The sequence below is a fragment of the Polaromonas sp. AET17H-212 genome (assembly GCF_002379085.1).
GTDB lineage: Bacteria > Pseudomonadota > Gammaproteobacteria > Burkholderiales > Burkholderiaceae_C > Polaromonas.
The window spans coordinates 17,489-35,593 of the sequence record NZ_NBZW01000006.1 but is presented as its reverse complement, the minus strand read 5'-3'; the positions used below and the strand labels follow the sequence as shown (position 1 = coordinate 35,593).

Sequence of the window (18,105 nt, the reverse complement as noted above, 5' to 3'; positions counted from 1 at the left end):
TCGGCAAAGCAATCATTTGACACCAGACTTGCCGCCATCAAGTTCCTCGTCATAGTTAAGCTTGCGCATTGCAATTGACGCCTCGGCAGATCGGGTTTCAGAAGCGATTTGCCGATCAAGTTCGTGAATCTGCTTAGTTGCGAATATCCGGACGTTTTCGTGTGGGTCGGTAAGCCATGGCTCGAGCAACGCTTTTCGCTCAGCGTGTAGCTCCGCAAAGCCGAATTCCCCGGACACGACACCCGTCGCCTGCAACACGGATCGGGCCTCGCATAGCAATCGGCTCTCAGGACCCAGGGCGACGACAGTCGCGCGCACGAGCCCGTAGATGCAAGGCTTCCCCTCGAACGCAGATAGAACGCCGAGCGCGAACGCCAGATCCTGTTCGTTGCCGCCCGCGATCAACGCCGCAAGTCGCGTCTCCAATCCGTTCGACAGATCCGGAAACACCGAGGCGAGCAACCTTCCACCGTCATAGGTGAAGTGTTGGGGGCTAGCGTCAAACCAGGTTCGCGCGCCGACCAGCATGAGGTCAGGAACGACGGCAAGCGGTGCCTGAAGCTCGTGCACAGCGAACGGTACTGCGTCGTAATGCGGTGGCACGGCATCCGTTCGCGCAAATGCCAGCCGCTTCCCGATGAAGGTCACAACACTTGCGGGCCAACGCTTGGCGATGGCGGCAGTGATGTGTTCGGCGTCATATTCGAGTTCGGGATAGGACACCAGTGCGTTTAGCACGATGCTCGCCTGTTCTTCGTCGAGCCCCTGGATGATCGGGTTATTAAGCCAGGAGAACCACGGCATCCGAACCCAGCTGAAGTCCCCGGCCTTTGCGAGGTATCGGAGCGCTGGAAGGAATACTGCCTCAATCAGAGTACCGGGATGAGTGGCGAACTGATTGACGGCAGCGATCAGTACATTGCGCGTCGCAAGTCTGTCACTGTGTTGGAGCGCACTGGCAAGGGCACGACGAAGCAGGGCTTCATCGAATGGATCCGCAAATCGTAGATACCAGGCGATTTTGCCGATATGCTTGCCCGCACCAAGCCACGCGTCGACCCGGGCGAGCGCTTGTGCATGTTCAGTGCTCCGCATTAGCCCGGCGAGCATTGGGGGCAGGAAGTTCTCGAGCGGTCCTTCGAGCCGGTCGATATAGCTGAAGACGATAGCCGGTTGCGCCTCTGCCAGTTGATCGAGGAAGTTGCCAAATACCGGAAAGGTGGCAGCGTCATTGGACTCGGTCCGTGCATATCGGCTGATCCTGTCGAACCAGACATCCGCGTTGGTTTCATTGACTGAGGCTAGCAGCGCATCGACCCGCTCAGTCCTATAAGATTGGGTCTGCTCATAGCTAAAATCTTCGTCCTCCCAAGCGGGCGGATACACCGAATTGAAGCCGACCAATATCTTGTAAATCTCGAAATCGGGATCGGCATTGACGACGTCGCGGAATGCGAGCGCAGCAGCTAGTACCCGCGGACACGCTGCGACCAATTCCGGATCCTCACGCATGCTCTGAGGCAGTTCTGCATATCTCCAGTAGCCACGATGGATCCAGTCCTCGGTCGTTTGTCGCAAATCAAGACCCAACGTCGACACGATCTCAGTCTGGAATTCCATAATGGTCCGCGTGTCGTCCATCACCAGTCGCGCGAGCGCATTACTGTATCCGGCGCTAAATGGGAGGCGCGTCGCGGCTTGAAGCGCCAGCAGGATGGCGCGGCGCTCTTCGTCACTCACGGCCAGCGCGAACTGGCGCTTCAGCAGGGCGATCGCCTTTGTGCGGACGTCGCGAAGCGCGTCGGAGGCAACCACCGCTCCACGATGGAATGTCACGGCAATGGAACTGTTTGTTGTGCCGCTAATCTCCGTGCCCAGCATCTCCCCAAGCATCGCGCTCAGCAGTGGAGACAAAACACGGCGTTCGTCGTCACCAAGCATCTCGATGCGTTCAACCAAAATTACCTGTGCGGCAGGGCCGTGCTGCTGCCAGACATGCAGTTGATGCTTAGCAAGCGCCATGCCCAGCTCAATCAGCGGTTTTTGTTCATCCTCTCCCCCTGCTGCCCAGCCGTAAAGCCTGCAAAGCGCGTCGAACGTGGCCGCAATGTTGAGGTAGCGATATCGCGCGAAGATGTCCGCGATAGCCTTGACAACGTCACTGTAGGTTTTTGCTGGCAACGTGCCATAAGGTGTCTCGATCACGACAGGCGGTGTTACCCGCGCGCGATCCGCAGCCTCGACCAGCCGGGCGAAGATCTCGGGATAGACCGTTTGCAAATCGTCATAGAGCGGAAGGACGTTCTCGGCGAATGTCTCTAGCGCTGCGACGCGAACATTGTTATCCGCCGCGTCAACGATCGCTTCCAATGCATCACCGTCAAATAGCGCTTTACCTTCAATGAGCCGCTGGAAGTCGCTGGCAATTTTTTGAAACTCATAGCCCGCAGGCAATAGATATTTGCGTGCAACCTTTTGCAACCGGCTCTTGATGCCGTCAAACTCCTTGCCGCCGAAGTCGACGAGAGTTGGTGCTTTGTAGATAGTGTCGTGCGCCATCTCAGCCCAGGCATGATTCAGAATGGTCTGGATCTGGATCTCACACCGCATACCAGAGAAGTGGGCATATTCGGGTAGAGCAATCCGCTCAGGCCGAAGTCTAACGAGATAGTGGTTGGAGATGTAGAGTTCGGCCGCATCTTCGACCACGTGGCCGGGATGGTGTATCTTGGCCTCGAGAACCTCAAAATTTTGGTCGATGATGCCGGAGTTGATGAACCGCGTGACGTCGCCATTGGTATAAAAGATGATGCGGCAGCCAGCGAGATCCTTAATGTCGTTTTCAAGCGCCGTCGTTGTTGCGATCCCACGCTGCTCGAGTTTCTTCAGTAACGAAGCCGGTTGCTTCGCTCGCTCCGTAACCTGCTGGAGCCGGTAACCTCTCTCCGCACCGATTGCTGCAGTCAAGATCGTCGCAATTGTCTCTGCGAGAGCAGCGTACGCCTCTCTCGCCTCACGCTCATAGCATTGGAAGTCCATTTGTTCTCCACCCGTTCTCGTCTCATCATCTTAGCCCTGAGGTCGCTTCGCTACTCCGAACGCAGTTAACGCCCGGGCGATGCGCTGCTGATATGCACTGCGACTTAACTCGACTGAAGCATGGCCTCGCTTCAGCAATCGCACGAACGGCTTAGGTTCTAACCGTCACTGGCGAACGCTGGTTGGCATCCCGATAGACTTCGCAACTGGGTGGTTTCTGTTGGCCCAGATTCGCCAATCACGCGGGATTACTGAATAGTTGGCATGGCTGCTTTGCTGACATTCAAGTTGAAATCGTTAGGTGGCGGCTTGAGCCCATAGCGATCAATCGGACTACTCATCCGAATGACCGCTTCCAGTCTGATACCAACCACGCACCAGGCCCGCCTGTTGCTCAACACTCGGTATCGGCCGCTCTTTGAGATGAAATAGGCCTCCAGCCCTTATGCAGTAAGCGCAAGCAGCTATAAAAAAAAGATCGAATCAGCTGGTTCAGTCTGACCGATATCGCAGGTGTGAGTGCGGCCCGCACCCCGGCGACCACCCCCGAAGTTACCCCCACACCCTGTTGCCCAGGCTGTGGATAAGGGCCTGAACAACTCGAGAATGCCGCGCCAGTGCTGGTGATGCCGGGCATGCTCAAGAAACAGGCAGGTGCAAGGGTGAGCCATCGGCGGCCAGTGTCTCGCCCTTGCGCTCGACGATCAGGCCGTAGGCGTGCGGCTGGCGGTGCAGGTCGAAGTTGAAGGTGGTGCGTTTGTAGACGGCGCAGAAATCCAGGTCGCAGCGGGCGATGGCCATTTCGTCGTCCTTGGTCAGGCAGCGCGCCACCACTTCGCCGGACGGGGTGACGATGCAGCTGCCGCCTATGCTGTCCACGCCTTCTTCCACACCGGCCTTGGCCACGCCCACCACCCAGGTGCCATTCTGGTAGGCGCCGGCCTGCAGGGACAGCTGGTTCTGGAACAGCGACAGGTCGTCATGCGCCGGCGCCGGCGCGTTGTGCACGGGCGTGTTGTAGCCGATCAGCACCATTTCCACACCTTGCAGGCCCATCACGCGGTAGGTCTCAGCCCAGCGCCTGTCGTTGCACAGGGCCATGCCCATGATGCCGCCGAAGGCCTGCGTCACGCCCCAGCCGGGGCCGGGGGTGAAGTAGCGCTTTTCCAGATGCTGGAAGCGCCGCCACGGTTCGTGCTCCTTGTGGCCCGGCAGGTGCACCTTGCGGTACTTCGCGACGATGGTTCCGCTGCGGTCCACCAGGATGGAGGTGTTGTAGCGCACCGCGCCGGTGGCCTCTTGCGCCAGCTCGGCATAACCCAGGTAAAAGCCCACACCGAGTTCGCGCGACAGGTCGAACAGCGGCTGCGTGGCGGCGTTGGGCATGGATTGCTCGAAGAAGCTGTTGATCTCGGCCTCGTCCTCGATGTACCAGCGCGGGAAAAAGGTGGTCAGCGCCAGTTCGGGAAAAACGATGAGCTGCGCGCTCACGGCGTGGGCCTGGCGCATGAGGTCACACAGGCGGGCCACCACCTGGGTGCGGGAGTCGGCGCGCTGGATGGGGCCGAGCTGGCCGAGGGCAACGTTGAGATAGCGTGGCATGGCGTAGTGGGGTGGAAGTTGGGGGGAAGTTGAATGAGGAAGCTGGATCAGACAGGGCGGTTGGCCAGCGCCAGCACCACCTGCAGCAGCAGCTGTGCGCCGCGTTGCAGGTCGGCAGGTTCGGTGTGTTCGCGCACGTTGTGGCTCAGGCCGCCCACGCTGGGCACAAAAATCATGGCGCTGGGGCAGACACGGGCCAGCATCTGCGCGTCGTGCCCTGCGCCGCTGGGCATGCGCTGGTGGCTGCAACCCAGTGCCTGCGCGTGCTGCTCCACCAGGTTGACCACCGCGGCGTCAAAGTCCACCGGCTCAAAACGGGCCAGGGCGCGCGAGCTGATGCGCACGCCTTCGGCCTGCGCCGCTTGCTGTACATAGGCGTGCAGGTCGGCTTCGGCCTGCGCCAGCGCGGCGCTGTCGGTGTTGCGCAGATCCACGGTGAACACGGCTTTTTGCGCGATGACGTTGACCAGGTTCGGGCTGAGCCGCAGCGCGCCCACGGTGGCCAGTTGCCGGCCGCCCATGCGTGCGCTGAGTTCACGCACAAACACCGCCACTTGCGCCGCCACCAGCGCGGCGTCGTGGCGCAGGGCCATGGGCGTGGTGCCGGCGTGGTTGGACTGGCCTTCCACCGTGAACTCGGTCCACGAGATGCCTTGCACGCCTTCGACCACGCCGACCTGCAGGCCCATCTGCTCCAGCACCGGGCCTTGTTCGATGTGCAGTTCCACAAAGCTGTCCACCCGCGGCGCGCCCACCGGGGCTGTGCCCTGGTAGCCGATGCGCTGCAGCTCGGCCTGCACCGACACACCCTCGGCATCGCAGGTGGCCAGCGCCTCCTGCAGCGGCTGGCCACCGACATAGACCAGGCTGCCCATCATGTCGGGCTGGAAGCGTGCGCCTTCTTCGTTGGTGAACACGGCCACGGCCAGCGGGCGGCGGGTTGGCAGGCCCGCCTCGCGCAGCGTGGCCACCACTTCCAGACCGGCCAGCACGCCGTAGTTGCCGTCATACAGGCCGCCGGTGCGCACGGTGTCGATGTGCGAACCCATCATCACCGGGGGCCCCTCCCCGGTGCCGGGGAAAGTGCCGACGATGTTGCCAATCGCGTCCACCTCGACGCGCATGCCCAGTTCGCGCATGCGCGCCGCCGTCCAGTCGCGGCCCTGGCGGTCGGCATCGGTCAAGGCCAGGCGGTTGACGCCACCACCGGGCAGCGCGCCGATCTGACCCAGCGCCTGCAGGCTTTCCAGCAGACGCTGGCCGTTGATCTGGGGGGCGGTCATGCGGCCGCTCCGTCCTGCAACACCTGGGCGGCGCTGCGGCCCACCAGTTGCTGGTACAGGGCAGGGTCGGTGTCTCCCTCGCTGCCGAATAGCAACACGCGGCTGTCCGGCCCCAGGCCCAGCGCTGTGCGGGCGGCGGGGTCTTGCGCCGTGAGCAGGGCGGCGGCCAGGCCCGCCACGGCGGACTCGCCGGCCACGATGACCGGATTGGCCCCGTCGGGATTGGCCAGCAGGCGCATGGCATCCACGGCGGCCGGGTCGGGAATCGTGCAAAACGCATTGGCGCCGGTGGCCAGGAAGTCCCAGGCCAGCAAGGAGACCTCGCCACAGGCCAGGCCGGCCATCAAGGTGTCCAGATCGCCCTTGACCGCGACCACGGCGCCGGCGCGCGCGCTTTGCAGCAGGCAGTCGGCACGCTCGGGCTCCACCACCACCAACACCGGGCGCTGCGCGCTGTCACGCTCCCAGAAATACGCACACACCGCTGCCGCAAAACCACCCACCCCCGCCTGCACAAAGACGTGGGTGGGCCACTGCGGCAGGGCGCTGACGGCCTCGTGCACCATGAGCTGGTAGCCCTGCATCACGTCACGCGGAATGTCCATGTAGCCGGGATACGAGGTGTCGGAGATCACGAACCAGCCCTTGGCCCTGGCATCGCGGTCGGCCTGCTGCACCGCCTCATCGTAATTGCCGCTGGTGCGCACCACCTGCGCGCCATAGCGGGCAATCGCCTCCTTGCGCCCCTCGCTGACGGTGGCGTGGATGTAGATGACACAGCGGCAGCCCAGCATCTGCGCCCCCCAGGCGACCGAGCGGCCGTGGTTGCCGTCGGTGGCGCAGGTGACGGTGATGTCGGCACAGGCCTGGCGCAGCGCGGGCTCGCTCTGCAACTGCGCGTGGCTGACGCTGCGGCCCAGGCGCTGGCCCAGTTCGCGGCACAGCAGGCGGGCCACGGCGTAGGCCCCGCCCAGCGCCTTGAAGCTGCCCAGACCGAAACGCGAACCTTCGTCCTTGTAGTGAAGGCTGGCCACGCCGGCGCTGCGGGCGAGGCCGGACAGGGAACACAAAGGCGTGACCGCGTAGCCGGGCCAGGAGGTGATGACGGCACTGGCTTGCTCCAGGGCCGCCGCGCTGAGCAGCGTGCTGCGGTGCGCACCATAGGGCTCACCGGGTTCAAAGCGGGGATTGGGCAGCAGGGTGAAAGGGTGTTGAGCTAAAGCGGTCATGAGGTGGAAGGGTTCAGAGAGGAGATTCAAGGTCGGCCAGTTGCGCATGGACTTGTTCGATGGCGGCCATGCGGGCGCGGGCCTTTTTGGGCAGCTGGGCCAGCGTGGCGGTGGCCAGGTAGTTGATGAGGCTGATGGCGCTCACGTAGGAGTCAAAAATCGGCTCGTCCTGCGGCGGGCAGATGAACAGGGCCTGCGCCCGCGCCGCCAGCGCCGACACGCGGGCATCGCTCACCAGCACCAGTGCGGCGCCGGCATCACAGGTTATGCCCACCACCTGGGACAGGCGGCGGGTGCGGCGGCGAAAGTCCATGGCCAGCAGCACGTCGTTCGGCTGGATTTCGGCCAGCAGTTCGGCGTCTTCACCGGTGCCTTCATTGAGCAGATGGACCTCGGCGCGCAACTGCGACAGCAAGGCCTGCGCATAGAAGGCGGCCATGTAGCCGTTGCGGTAACCCACCACCCAGACGCGGCGCGCACCTGCCAGCAGTCTGGCCGCCTGCTGCACGCTGGAATCGGTCACGCTGTCGGCGAGGGCCTGCAACTGCCGGGCGTCGTGTGCCAGGTGTTGTTGCAGCGGGCTGGCGCTGGTGCCTTGCTGCGCCATGCGGTGCAGCGGCGAGGGCTGGGGTGTGCCATTGCGCTGGTGCTGCCGGAAGGCCTGGAAGTCGGCAAAGCCCAGGCGTTTGAAGAAACGCGCCGTGCTGGCCTTGGAGACACCGGCCAGCGCCGCCAGCTCGGTGGCGCTGTAAGCGAGCAGGTCCTTCTCGTGGGCCAGCACCACGTCGGCCAGTTTGCGGTCCACCAGGGACAGCGCCGAGTAGTGCGCCTGAATCCGTTCGCGCAGGGAGATGGCTTTGGCCTTGGTCATGGCAGGACGGCTGAAAGGTTTTGGTGCGGATACGTCCAAAAGAGAGCGCGTGCACCAGTGTGAAACATATTTTTCATGGATTTATTGTGAAGAAACACATATTTCATATTGTCCGCCATCTGTTTGCAAGGGCAATGCCATGCAAAGCAGGTGGCACACATTTTGCGGAAGAGGTGAGGTCTCCCATCACCTTTACAGGAACCCTTCCATGAAATTCAAAGCACTCTCCACCCTGGCTGGCCTGGTTGCCAGCGCCGTCCTGACCGTGGCCACGCCGGCCCACGCGGCCGATGAATCACTCTCGGCCGTGTTGGCCAAGAAGTCGATTGCCCTGGGCGTTGCCTCCGACTTTCCGCCTTACGGCTACATGGGCCCGGACTTCAAACTCACCGGCGTGGACGTGGCCACGGCGCAGCTGATTGCCGACAAGCTGGGCGTGAAGGCCGAGTTTGTGCCGGTGAGCACACCCAACCGCATTCCCTATCTGCAGACCAAAAAGATTGACCTGATCGTCTCGGCCCTGGGCAAGAACCCCGAGCGCGAGAAGGTGATCGACTTCACCGTGGCCTACGCCCCGTTCTTCCAGGCCGTGTTCGGCCCCAAGGCGCTGAGCATCAAGAGTTTTGACGACCTGGCCGGCAAGAGCATTGCCGTCACCCGCGGCACTATCCAGGACGACGTGCTGCAAAAGGTGGCCCCGCCCACGCTGAAGATTCAGCGCTTCGAGGACGATGCCACCACCGTGGCCGCCTTCATCTCGCAGCAAACCCAGTTGCTGGCCACCGGCGCCGCCGTGGCCGCCGCTGCCGTGCAGAAGAACCCACAGGTGCAGGCCGAATACAAGCTGCTGCTGAAAGACTCGCCCAACTTCATCGGCGTGCGCAAGGGTGAAACCGCGCTGCTGAACAAGGTCAACGAAATCCTGCGCGCCGCCAAGGCCGATGGCACGCTGGAGAAGTATTCGCAAAAATGGCTGGGCCGCGGCACTGGCGTGTTGCCCGACTGAGCCGCCCCACACGCCCACACAAGCCCCTTCATGCACACCACGACCCTGAAGCGCCATGATTGAATTCAACTTTGCCGTGGTTCTGGCCCAGTGGCCCATGCTGCTGCGCGGGCTGGGCCTGACGGTGGTACTCACCGCCGTTTCGGCGGTGCTGGGTGTCGTGGTGGGCACGGCGTGTGCCTGGGCCCGGCTGCATGGCGGCCCGGTGTTGAAGCGGGCGGTGGGGGCCTATGTGGAGCTGATGCGCAACACGCCCTTCATCATCCAGCTGTTTTTTATCTTCTTTGGCCTGCCTTCGCTGGGTGTGCGCCTGTCGGTGGAAATGGCAAGCGTGCTGGCCATGGTGTTGAACCTGGGCGCCTATGCCTGCGAGATCGTGCGCGCCGGCCTGCAGACCACGCCCAAGGGCCAACTGGAAGCCGCCATGAGCCTGGCACTGACGCCCTGGCAGGTCTTTTCACGCGTGGTGCTGCCGCCGGCACTGGCGCGCATCTGGCCGGCGCTGGTGAGCCAGATCATCATTGTGATGCTGGGGTCGGCGGTCTGCGGCCAGATCTCGGCGGAAGAACTTTCGCAGGCGGCCAACCTCATCTCCAGCCGCACCTTCCGCAGTTTCGAGTCTTACATCATCGTCACCGTGCTCTATCTGCTGCTGGCGATTGGCGTGCGGCAGCTGCTGTACTGGGTGGGGCCGCGCTTCATCTTTTCCAGTCGCTAACGGGAGCCACCATGGTTCAGTTTTCGCTCTGGGACATCTTCACCTTTCTGCTGGGCGCCGTGCGCTGGACGGTGGCGCTCTCGCTGATCGCCTTCGTCGGTGGCGGGCTGGTCGGCTTGGGCCTGCTCTTGCTCCGGTTTGCCAGGGTGCGCGGCGCGGCCACGGCGGTGGCCTGGTATGTGCAGATCTTTCAGGGCACGCCGCTGCTGATGCAACTGTTTCTGGTGTACTTTGGCCTGGCCCTGCTGGGCATGGACACCTCGCCGCTGGTGTCGGCAGCGATTTGCCTGACCCTGTATGCGAGCGCCTACCTGACCGAAATCTGGCGCGGGTGTGTCAACGCCATTCCGAAAGGCCAGTGGGAAGCCTCCACCACCCTGGCGCTGAACTTCACGCAGCAGATGCGCCACGTGATTTTGCCGCAGGCGCTGCGCGTGGCCATTGCGCCCACGGTGGGCTTTCTGGTGCAGATCATCAAGGGTACGGCGCTGGCCTCGGTCATCGGGTTCGTCGAGCTGACCAAGGCCGGCCAGATGATCTCCAACGCCACCTACCAACCCTTTCTGGCCTACACCTTTGTCGGCCTTTTGTACTTTGCCCTGTGCTACCCGCTGTCGTGGTGGAGCCAGCGGCTGGAAAACCGCCGTCTGGCCTGATTTATGACTCATTCAACGACTCCCCCCTTTGCGCTGGTTGACATCCGTGGCCTGCACAAAAGTTTTGGCCCCACCGAAGTGCTCAAGGGCATTGACCTGCAGGTCGGCCGCAAGGAAGTGGTCTGCATCATCGGCAAGAGCGGCTCGGGCAAGAGCACCTTGCTGCGCTGTATCAACGGCCTGGAAACCTTCGAGCGCGGCAGCCTGGCCGTGGACGGCCAGGCCCTGCAGCACGGCGACACCAACGCCATGCGCGAACTGCGCCAGCAGGTCGGCATGATTTTTCAAAGCTTCAACCTTTTCCCCCACCTGAGCGCCGGGCGCAATGTGATGCTGGCGCCGACGCTGGTCAAGGGCCTGGCCAGGGAAGAAGCGCGCACGCGTGCCCAGACGCTGCTGGAGCGCGTGGGACTGGGCAGCCTGTTTGAGCGCATGCCCGATCAACTCTCGGGCGGTCAGCAGCAGCGCGTGGCCATTGCCCGTGCGCTGGCCATGGACCCCACGGTGTTGTTGTGCGACGAGATCACCTCCGCCCTGGACCCGGAGCTGGTCGGCGAGGTGCTGCAGGTGGTGGAGATGCTGGCCAACGAGGGCATGACGCTGATCCTGGTCACCCACGAAATGGCCTTTGCCCGCAAGGTGAGCGATCGCGTGGTGTTCATGCACCAGGGGCTGATTCACGAGGCGGGCACACCCGACGAAATTTTCAATCGCCCCCAGACCCCCGAGCTGCGGCAGTTTTTGTCGGTCTTGGGCGACTGATCGCGGAAAGCTTCGGTGGGAGGGGCCGGTGCTGCGCGAAACTCAGCACAGGGACGCTGGTTTTTATAAGAAAAGGGCCTCTAGCCCATATTTTGCAAGCGCAAGCAGCTATCAAAACAGGAGCGTTTCGGCTGGTTCAACCGTGATCGGTAGAGCAAGTCGGGAGGCGGCTCTGCATCACCGAGCACCCTCGAGTTACCCCCACGCCCTGTTGCTTAGGCTGTGGATAAGGGCCTGAACAACTCGCGAATGCCGCGCCAGTGCTGGTTCTGCCGGGCATGCCCAAGAAACAGGCAGAGGCGGTGCCGGGGTCCGGATGCCGCGCAGGCTGCTAGTCCTTCAGGTCCGGCACCAGGGCCGCCAGTTTTTCGAAATCGAGTTCCAGGCTGTCCGGTTGCAGCAGCGACTGCATCTGCCTTCTGATGGGCTCGGCCAGGGCATCGGCTGCGGCGGAGGGTGCGCGTCCCTGCGCCCGCAGCAGAAACACCTCGCGAACGATGCCGGGTGCGGCGAGCGGCTTGATGGCAATCTGGCTGCTGGTGAAGTGCGACAGCGTCAGGCTGGGCACCAGGCTGATGCCGACCCCGCTTTCCACCAGGCCCCGCACCGCCTCCAGCCGTTCGACCTCCAGCACGGTGTTGGGTTTGTGCGGCCGCAGGGCCGCGTCGATCTGGTGGCGCAGGCGGGTGGTCGTCGTGAAGTGGATGAACGGATGCTGAACCAGCTCTTCAATCGTGATGGCCGCCTTGCCGGCGAGCACGTGGTCTTTCCTGCAGACGACGTAGAAGCGGTCCAGGCACAGCAGTTCCTTGTGGATGTCGGCGTCTTTCGCGTCGATGGTGGACAGGGCCAGGTCCACCTTGCCTTCCCGCACCAGGTCCACGCAGGGCTGGGGCAGGGCATCGACCACCTCGATGTCGATGGCCGGGTGTTTGCGCCGGTAGTCGGCCACCACCACCGGCAGGAAACGCGCGCACAGCGAGGGGATGCCGGCCACCGCCACGCGGTCCACGATGCTGAGGTCGCGGCAGACGCTGCCCATGACATCGTCGAAGTGCGACACTACCTCGCGCGCGGCGCGTTCAAAGCGCCGGCCGGCGGCGGTCAGGTCGACCTTGCGCGTGTCGCGGTCAAACAGCCTGGCGGCCAGCGTGTCTTCCAGCGAGCGGATCAGGGAACTGAAGGCGGGCTGGGACAGATGCATCTGCTCGGCGGCGCGTGTGAAGCTGCGCAGGTCAGCCAGTGCCAGGAAAGCACGCAGTTGACGTGTGGACAGGTTCATCCGTGCGGATGATACCCAAGGATGCCGCGGGCCAGCCCCGAGGCGCCGGCCCGCCGGGCCGATTGATTCGGTTTTCCTTTGAGTCCCATCCAGAATTTCGAATTCACAGACAAGCCGGCTTGCGCCATAGTCCATCTTGCGTGACCTGGTCATGCCCCGCTTCAACATCGCGTTCCCTGTGAAAGCCCCTTCATGAAAACCATCCGCATCGGCGCCGGCGCCGGTTATTCGGGCGACCGCATTCCCCCCGCCGTGGAGCTGGCGGAAAAGGGAGACCTCGACTACCTGGTGTTCGAATGCCTGGCCGAGCGCACCATCGCCCTGGCCCAGCTGGAGCGCAGCAAGGACGCGCGTCTGGGCTTCGACCCCCTGCTGCGCGACCGCATGGAGGCGGTGCTGCTGGCCTGCGCCGGCCGGGGCGTGAAGATCATCACCAACATGGGGGCCGCCAACCCGCAAGCGGCCGGGCAGGAAGTCATCCGCATCGCGCGCGAGCTCGGGCTGGACCGCCTGAAGGTGGCGGTGGTGCAGGGCGACGACGTGTTGACCAGCCTCCATGATCAAAACCTGACCCTGCTGGAAAGCGGCGCACCGCTGCAGTCGCTGGGCAGCGCCGTGTTGTCGGCCAATGCCTATCTCGGCGCCGAGGCCCTGGTGCGGGCGCTGCGGCTGGGCGCGGATGTGGTCATCACCGGGCGTGTCGCCGACCCGGCCCTGTTTGTGGCGCCGCTCATCCATGAGTTCGACTGGTCCATGTCGGACTGGCAGAAGATGGGCCAGGGCACGGTGGTGGGCCATCTGCTGGAATGTGCCGGGCAGGTCACCGGCGGGTATTTTGCCGACCCCGGTTACCGCGATGTGCCCGACCTGGCCAGGCTGGGTTTTCCGCTGGCGGAAGTGTCGGCCGACGGGAGCGCCGTCATCACCAAGGTGGCAGGTTCGGGCGGCTGCGTCACCACCGCCACCTGCACGGCGCAGCTGCTGTATGAAATCGAGAACCCCGCGAGCTACCTGCAGCCCGACGTGGTGGCGGACTTTTCCCATGTCACGCTGACCCAGGTCGGCCCCGACCGCGTGTGCGTTGAAGGCGCCCAGGGCCATCAGCGCCCGGCGACGCTGAAGGTGACCGTGGGTTACCGCGACGGCTTCATCGGGGAGGGGCAGATTTCCTACGCTGGCCCGGGCGCCGAAGCGCGGGGCCGGCTGGCGCTGGACGTCCTGAAGCAGCGCCTGGAAGCCTCGGACATCGAGGCGCTCGACAGCCGTTATGAACTCATCGGGGTCAACGCCATGCATGGCGAGACCCTGTCCGCGGGCCACACGCCTTATGAAGTCCGGGCCCGTGTGGCCTGGCGTGTGGCCACCCTGAAAGAGGCGGAGCGGGTGGCCAACGAGGTCGAAGCCATGTACCTCAACGGGCCGGCCGGTGGCGGCGGTGTCACCAAGTCGGTCCGCGAGGTGATCGCCGCGGCGTCCACCCTGGTGCCGCGCGACCTGGTTCAGACGTCAATCACCATGCTGGAGCTTTGAAAATGTTATTGCGCGACATTGCCCACACCCGTACCGGCGACAAGGGCAACCGGTCCATCATTTCCGTCATTGCCTACGACCTCAAGGACTTCCCGGCGATCGAGCGCGCCGTCACCGCGGAACGGGTGCGTGCGTATTACGCCGACACCGTCAAGGGTGAGGTCGAGCGTTACGTGGTGCCGCATCTGGGCGCCCTGAACTTCGTGCTGCACGACGCGCTGGGCGGGGGGGTGACCCGGTCCCTGGCGCTGGACGCCCATGGCAAATGCCTGAGCTCGGCCATTCTCGGCATGGCTATCGAATAAGCTAGCGTATTCCACAATTTTTTAAACAGGAGACATCAACATGAAGTGCAAGTCGATTCTTTTCGCGGCTGCGGCCAGTTTTTCGCTGGCCGCGTTCGGCCAGGCGTATCCGAACAAGCCGATCAAGGCCATCGTGCCCTTTGCCGCGGGCAGCGCCACCGACCAGATCGGGCGCGCGTTCGCGGCCAAGATGTCGGAAACGCTGGGGCAGACCATCGTGGTCGAGAACAAGGCCGGCGTCAACGGCATGCTGGGCGCCGATGCGGTCGCCAAGGCGGCGCCGGACGGCTACACCATCCTGATCGGAACCAACAGCACCAACGCTGCGCTCAAGAGCCTGATGAGAAAGCTTCCCTACGACCAGGACACGGCCTTTGCGCCGCTCGGCTACATGGGTTCGGTGCCGCTGATCGTGGCCGTCAACAACGACGTGCCGGCCAAAAACCTGCGCGAATTTGTGGACCTCGCCAAGGCCAAGCCGGGCCATGTCACCTTTGCCAGCGCCAGCACCTCGCAGCTGGTGTCGTCCGAAATGATGGCCGGCATGGCGGGCATCCAGATGACCAACGTGCCCTACAAAAGCGGTCCTGCGGCCATGACCGACCTGATTGGCGGCCAGGTGATGATGTTCACCGCCGACTTCGCCGTCATGCTGCCGCAGGTCAAGGGCGGCAAGGTCCGCGGCCTGGCGGTGACGTCAACCAAACGTTCACCTGCGGTGCCGGAACTGCCGACGGTCAACGAGGCCCTGGGCCTGAAGGACTATGAGCTGATCGCCTACTTCGCGATGTTTGCACCGGCCGGCACGCCGCCCGACATCATTGCCAAACTGAACCAGGCCATCAATGCCGCGGCGCAGAGCAAGGACCTGCAGGAAAAATTCGCACCGATCGGCTTCCTGGTCGAGCCCGGAACGCCTGAAGCCCTGGCCCAGCGCAGCAAGCTGGAAACGGCCAAGTGGGCCAAGGCGATCCGCGACGCGAAGATCGAGCCGCAATAAGCCCTGGCCACCGGCCGCCCGCGGGACGACCGGGCTTTCCCGACCGGTCTGCGCCCGCGCCGGCCCTACCTGGCCGCGTTTTCGCTGCGCGCATAAAACGACTTCTTCGCCACTTCGACGACGAAGACATAGGCCAGCGTCAAGACTATCAGGGCCAGCACCAGCGGGGCCGGCAGCGGCACAAAGCCGAAGATGGCGCTGAAGGGCAGATACGGCAGCACCAGCGCGATGGCGATCACGACGAGGGTGCTGCCCAGCAGCAGGTGGCCCGGCCGGCTGCGGTAGAAGGGGCGGCGGGTGCGCACCACCAGCGCGACCACCAGCTCGGTCAGCAGCGACTCCAGAAACCAGCCGGTCCGGAACTCTTCGGGCGCCGACTTGAACACCCACAGCAGGACTGCAAACGTCAGCAGGTCGAACGCCGAGCTGATCAGCCCGAAGCGCACCATGTAGTTGCGGATGAACACCGTGTCCCAGCGGCGTGGCCTGTCCACCCATTCCTTGTCCACCCGGTCGCTGGCAATGGCTGCACCGGGAATGTCGGACAGAAAATTGTTCAGCAGGATTTGCGAGGCCAGCAGCGGCAGGAAGGGCAGGAACAGGGAGGCCACGGCCATGCTGGCCATGTTGCCGAAATTGGCGCTGATCGTGGTCAGGATGTACTTGAGCGTGTTGGCGAAGGTCCGGCGGCCCTCGTCGATGCCCAGGCGCAGGATGCCGAGGTCCTGGCGCAGCAGGATGAAGTCCGCGGCGTCCTTGGCCACATCCACCGCCGTGTCCACCGAGATGCCGACGTCGGCCGCGTGCAGCGCCAGTGCGTCGTTGATGCCGTCGCCCATGTAACCGACCACATGGCCGGTCTTCTGCAGGGCCAGGATGATGCGCTCCTTCTGGTTCGGGTCCACCTCCGCGAACACGGTGGTGGCGCGGACTGCATGCATCAGGGCCTCGTCGCCCATGTCATTGAGTTCGCGGCCGGTCAGGGTGCTCACGGCAGGCAGCCCGACCGCTTCGGCGATGTGCCGCGCCACCTTGCGGTTGTCGCCGGTGATGATCTTGAGCTGCACACCGCGCTGCGCCAGGTCCAGCAAGGTCTGCCGCGCGTCGGCCTTGGGCGGGTCCATGAACAGCAGGAACCCGGCGAAGCACAGCCCCTGTTCCTCGCTGCGGCCATAGGGCCCGCTGCGTGCGGGCACCTGGCGCGAGGCGACGCCGAGCACGCGGTAACCCTGCGTACTCCAGGCCTCGTAAAGCGCATCAATGCGCGCGCGCATGGCGGCGTCGAGCGGTGCATCCTCAACGCCTACGCTCGTGCACATGGCGAGGACCTTGTCGAGCGCGCCCTTGGTGATCAGGGTGCGCTCACCGCTGGCGTCGGCGGCCACCACGGACAGGCACTTGCGCACGAAGTCATAGGGGATTTCGTCCACCTTCTGCAGCGCCCGGAAGTCAACGCCAGCCTGGTGTGCGGCGGCCAGCACGGCGTCGTCGAGGGGGTTGACCAGCCCGGACTGGAACTGCGCATTGATGGCGGCCAGCCGCAGCACCGCTGGGCTCGGCTGGCCGGCGCTATCGACCGCGCCGTCGAGCGCCACCACGCCCGCCGTCAGGGTGCCGGTCTTGTCGGTGCACAACACGTCCATGCTGCCGAGGTTCTCGATGGCATTGAGCCGGCGCACGATCACGCCCAGGCTGGCCATGCGCTTGGCGCCATGTGACAGCGTGATGCTGACGATGGCCGGCAACAGCTCCGGTGCCAGGCCCACCGCCAGCGCCAGGGCAAACAGCAGCGAGGCGACGGCCGGCCTGTCCATGAAGATGTTGATGGCCAGCACCGCGACGACCATCACCAGCATGATGTGCGTGAGCAGGTAGCCGAAGCGCTGGATGCCGCGTTCGAACTCGGTCATGGGCGGGCGCAGGGCGAGCTTGCCCGCGATCTGGCCGAACACGGTGGCCTGGCCGGTCTGCGCGATCAGCACGCGCGCCGTGCCGCTGCCCACACTGGTGCCCATGAACACGCAATTGCCGCGCTCGGCCAGGCCGGCATGGCTGGCGGCGGTGCCGGGCTTTTTCTCGACCGGAAAGGTTTCGCCGGTGAGCACCGCCTGGTTGACAAAGAAGTCCCTGGCCTCCAGCACCACGCCATCGGCCGGAATCAGGCTGCCGGCGTTCAGCAGCACGATGTCGCCGCGCACCACCCGGTACGAAGGCAGGTTTTTGGCTTGCCCGTCCCGCAGGACCAGCGAGTGGATGGTGATGCGGGAGCGCAGCTTCTCGATCGCGTTGCCGGCAATGTATTCCTGGGCGAAGCCAAGCAGGGTGCTGCCGACCACCACCACCAGCACCATGCCCGCATCCATCCACTCCGCGGCGAGCAGGGAGATGAACGAGGCCACGATCAGGATCAGCACCAGCGGACTTTTGAACTGGTTTGCCAGCAGTCCGAGCGCACTGGCCTTTTTCAGCGCCTTGAGCGCATGCGGCCGCTCGCGTTTCAGGCGGGCGCCAGCTTCGCGGCGGGACAGTCCGTTGGCGTCGGCGCCAAGTTGCGCCATCAGTTGTTCCGCAGGCAGGCTCCAGTAAGCCTCGGCGAGGGCCGGTTCGCCGGCAGCGGGCGCCGGTTTTTTCTGGAACAGCCTGGAAAGGAAATGCATGGGCGTGACCCCTGAATGCGTTTTCGCGGGACACGCCAGCATGACAGAAAAGCCGGGGCTTGCCCACGGGGCCGGCGCGTCGGGCTGCCAGCTGACGCGCCGCGCCGGGCGTCCGGCGTGGCGCCTCCCGCAGGTCCGGTTTGCGGCGCGGGCTGATGCGGCCGA

At 64.1% G+C, this 18,105-nt stretch carries 14 protein-coding genes; 7 read left to right on the top strand and 7 right to left on the bottom strand.

Features of this window, described 5'->3' with window-relative positions:
• Nucleotides 1-12: 12 nt before the first annotated feature.
• The 5 genes from B7G53_RS07115 to B7G53_RS07095 form a co-directional block, all read right to left on the bottom strand.
• Nucleotides 13-3,039 carry a GTP pyrophosphokinase gene (locus B7G53_RS07115; RefSeq protein WP_096665698.1) on the bottom strand — a complete coding sequence of 1,009 codons (3,027 nt, stop codon included), beginning with the start codon at nucleotides 3,037-3,039 and terminating at the stop codon, nucleotides 13-15.
• Nucleotides 3,040-3,678: 639 nt separating this feature from the next.
• Nucleotides 3,679-4,641: an N-carbamoyl-D-amino-acid hydrolase gene (locus tag B7G53_RS07110; protein WP_096665695.1), complete on the bottom strand. Its 963-nt coding sequence runs from the start codon at nucleotides 4,639-4,641 to the stop codon at nucleotides 3,679-3,681.
• 47 nt (nucleotides 4,642-4,688) lie between these two features.
• A complete protein-coding gene (locus B7G53_RS07105; protein ID WP_096665692.1) occupies nucleotides 4,689-5,924 on the bottom strand; it encodes a Zn-dependent hydrolase in 1,236 nt (411 codons plus the stop codon).
• Nucleotides 5,921-7,153 (bottom strand): diaminopropionate ammonia-lyase, encoded by a 1,233-nt coding sequence (locus B7G53_RS07100; protein WP_096665689.1) that lies wholly within the window; start codon nucleotides 7,151-7,153, stop codon nucleotides 5,921-5,923. The genes B7G53_RS07105 and B7G53_RS07100 overlap by 4 nt, the downstream gene beginning before the upstream one ends.
• 13 nt (nucleotides 7,154-7,166) lie before the next feature.
• Nucleotides 7,167-8,024 carry a MurR/RpiR family transcriptional regulator gene (locus B7G53_RS07095; RefSeq protein ID WP_096665686.1) on the bottom strand — a complete coding sequence of 286 codons (858 nt, stop codon included), beginning with the start codon at nucleotides 8,022-8,024 and terminating at the stop codon, nucleotides 7,167-7,169.
• A gap of 208 nt (nucleotides 8,025-8,232) precedes the next feature.
• On the opposite strand from B7G53_RS07095, the gene B7G53_RS07090 reads away from it, so the two are divergent.
• From B7G53_RS07090 to B7G53_RS07075, 4 genes are read left to right on the top strand one after another with little or no spacing between them, the layout of a single operon-like run.
• The gene (locus B7G53_RS07090; protein WP_096665683.1) at nucleotides 8,233-9,030 is read left to right on the top strand and encodes a transporter substrate-binding domain-containing protein; all 798 of its coding nucleotides are present in this window, start codon (nucleotides 8,233-8,235) and stop codon (nucleotides 9,028-9,030) included.
• A 55-nt stretch (nucleotides 9,031-9,085) separates the two neighbouring features.
• Nucleotides 9,086-9,748: an amino acid ABC transporter permease gene (locus B7G53_RS07085; protein WP_096665680.1), complete on the top strand. Its 663-nt coding sequence runs from the start codon at nucleotides 9,086-9,088 to the stop codon at nucleotides 9,746-9,748.
• An 11-nt stretch (nucleotides 9,749-9,759) separates the two neighbouring features.
• Nucleotides 9,760-10,404 (top strand): amino acid ABC transporter permease, encoded by a 645-nt coding sequence (locus B7G53_RS07080; RefSeq protein ID WP_096665677.1) that lies wholly within the window; start codon nucleotides 9,760-9,762, stop codon nucleotides 10,402-10,404.
• A gap of 3 nt (nucleotides 10,405-10,407) precedes the next feature.
• Nucleotides 10,408-11,166, top strand: a complete 759-nt coding sequence (locus tag B7G53_RS07075; RefSeq protein WP_096665674.1) for an amino acid ABC transporter ATP-binding protein — start codon at nucleotides 10,408-10,410, stop codon at nucleotides 11,164-11,166.
• A 331-nt stretch (nucleotides 11,167-11,497) separates the two neighbouring features.
• On the opposite strand, the gene B7G53_RS07070 is transcribed toward B7G53_RS07075, so the two are convergent.
• Nucleotides 11,498-12,448, bottom strand: coding sequence for a LysR family transcriptional regulator (locus B7G53_RS07070; protein ID WP_096665671.1), 951 nt, complete (start codon nucleotides 12,446-12,448; stop codon nucleotides 11,498-11,500).
• 192 nt (nucleotides 12,449-12,640) lie between these two features.
• On the opposite strand from B7G53_RS07070, the gene B7G53_RS07065 reads away from it, so the two are divergent.
• Genes B7G53_RS07065 through B7G53_RS07055 form a run of 3 tightly spaced genes read left to right on the top strand, consistent with a single transcriptional unit; the run spans nucleotide 12,641 to nucleotide 15,283 of the window.
• Nucleotides 12,641-13,978, top strand: coding sequence for an acyclic terpene utilization AtuA family protein (locus B7G53_RS07065; protein ID WP_096665668.1), 1,338 nt, complete (start codon nucleotides 12,641-12,643; stop codon nucleotides 13,976-13,978).
• A 2-nt stretch (nucleotides 13,979-13,980) separates the two neighbouring features.
• On the top strand, nucleotides 13,981-14,283 hold the full coding sequence (locus tag B7G53_RS07060; RefSeq protein ID WP_096665664.1) for an AtuA-related protein: 303 nt from the start codon (nucleotides 13,981-13,983) through the stop codon (nucleotides 14,281-14,283).
• Between the two features lie 40 nt (nucleotides 14,284-14,323).
• A complete protein-coding gene (locus B7G53_RS07055; protein ID WP_096665662.1) occupies nucleotides 14,324-15,283 on the top strand; it encodes a Bug family tripartite tricarboxylate transporter substrate binding protein in 960 nt (319 codons plus the stop codon).
• A gap of 65 nt (nucleotides 15,284-15,348) precedes the next feature.
• On the opposite strand, the gene mgtA is transcribed toward B7G53_RS07055, so the two are convergent.
• Nucleotides 15,349-17,940: a magnesium-translocating P-type ATPase gene (gene mgtA, locus B7G53_RS07050; RefSeq protein ID WP_096665659.1), complete on the bottom strand. Its 2,592-nt coding sequence runs from the start codon at nucleotides 17,938-17,940 to the stop codon at nucleotides 15,349-15,351.
• Between the last annotated feature and the right edge of the window lie 165 nt (nucleotides 17,941-18,105).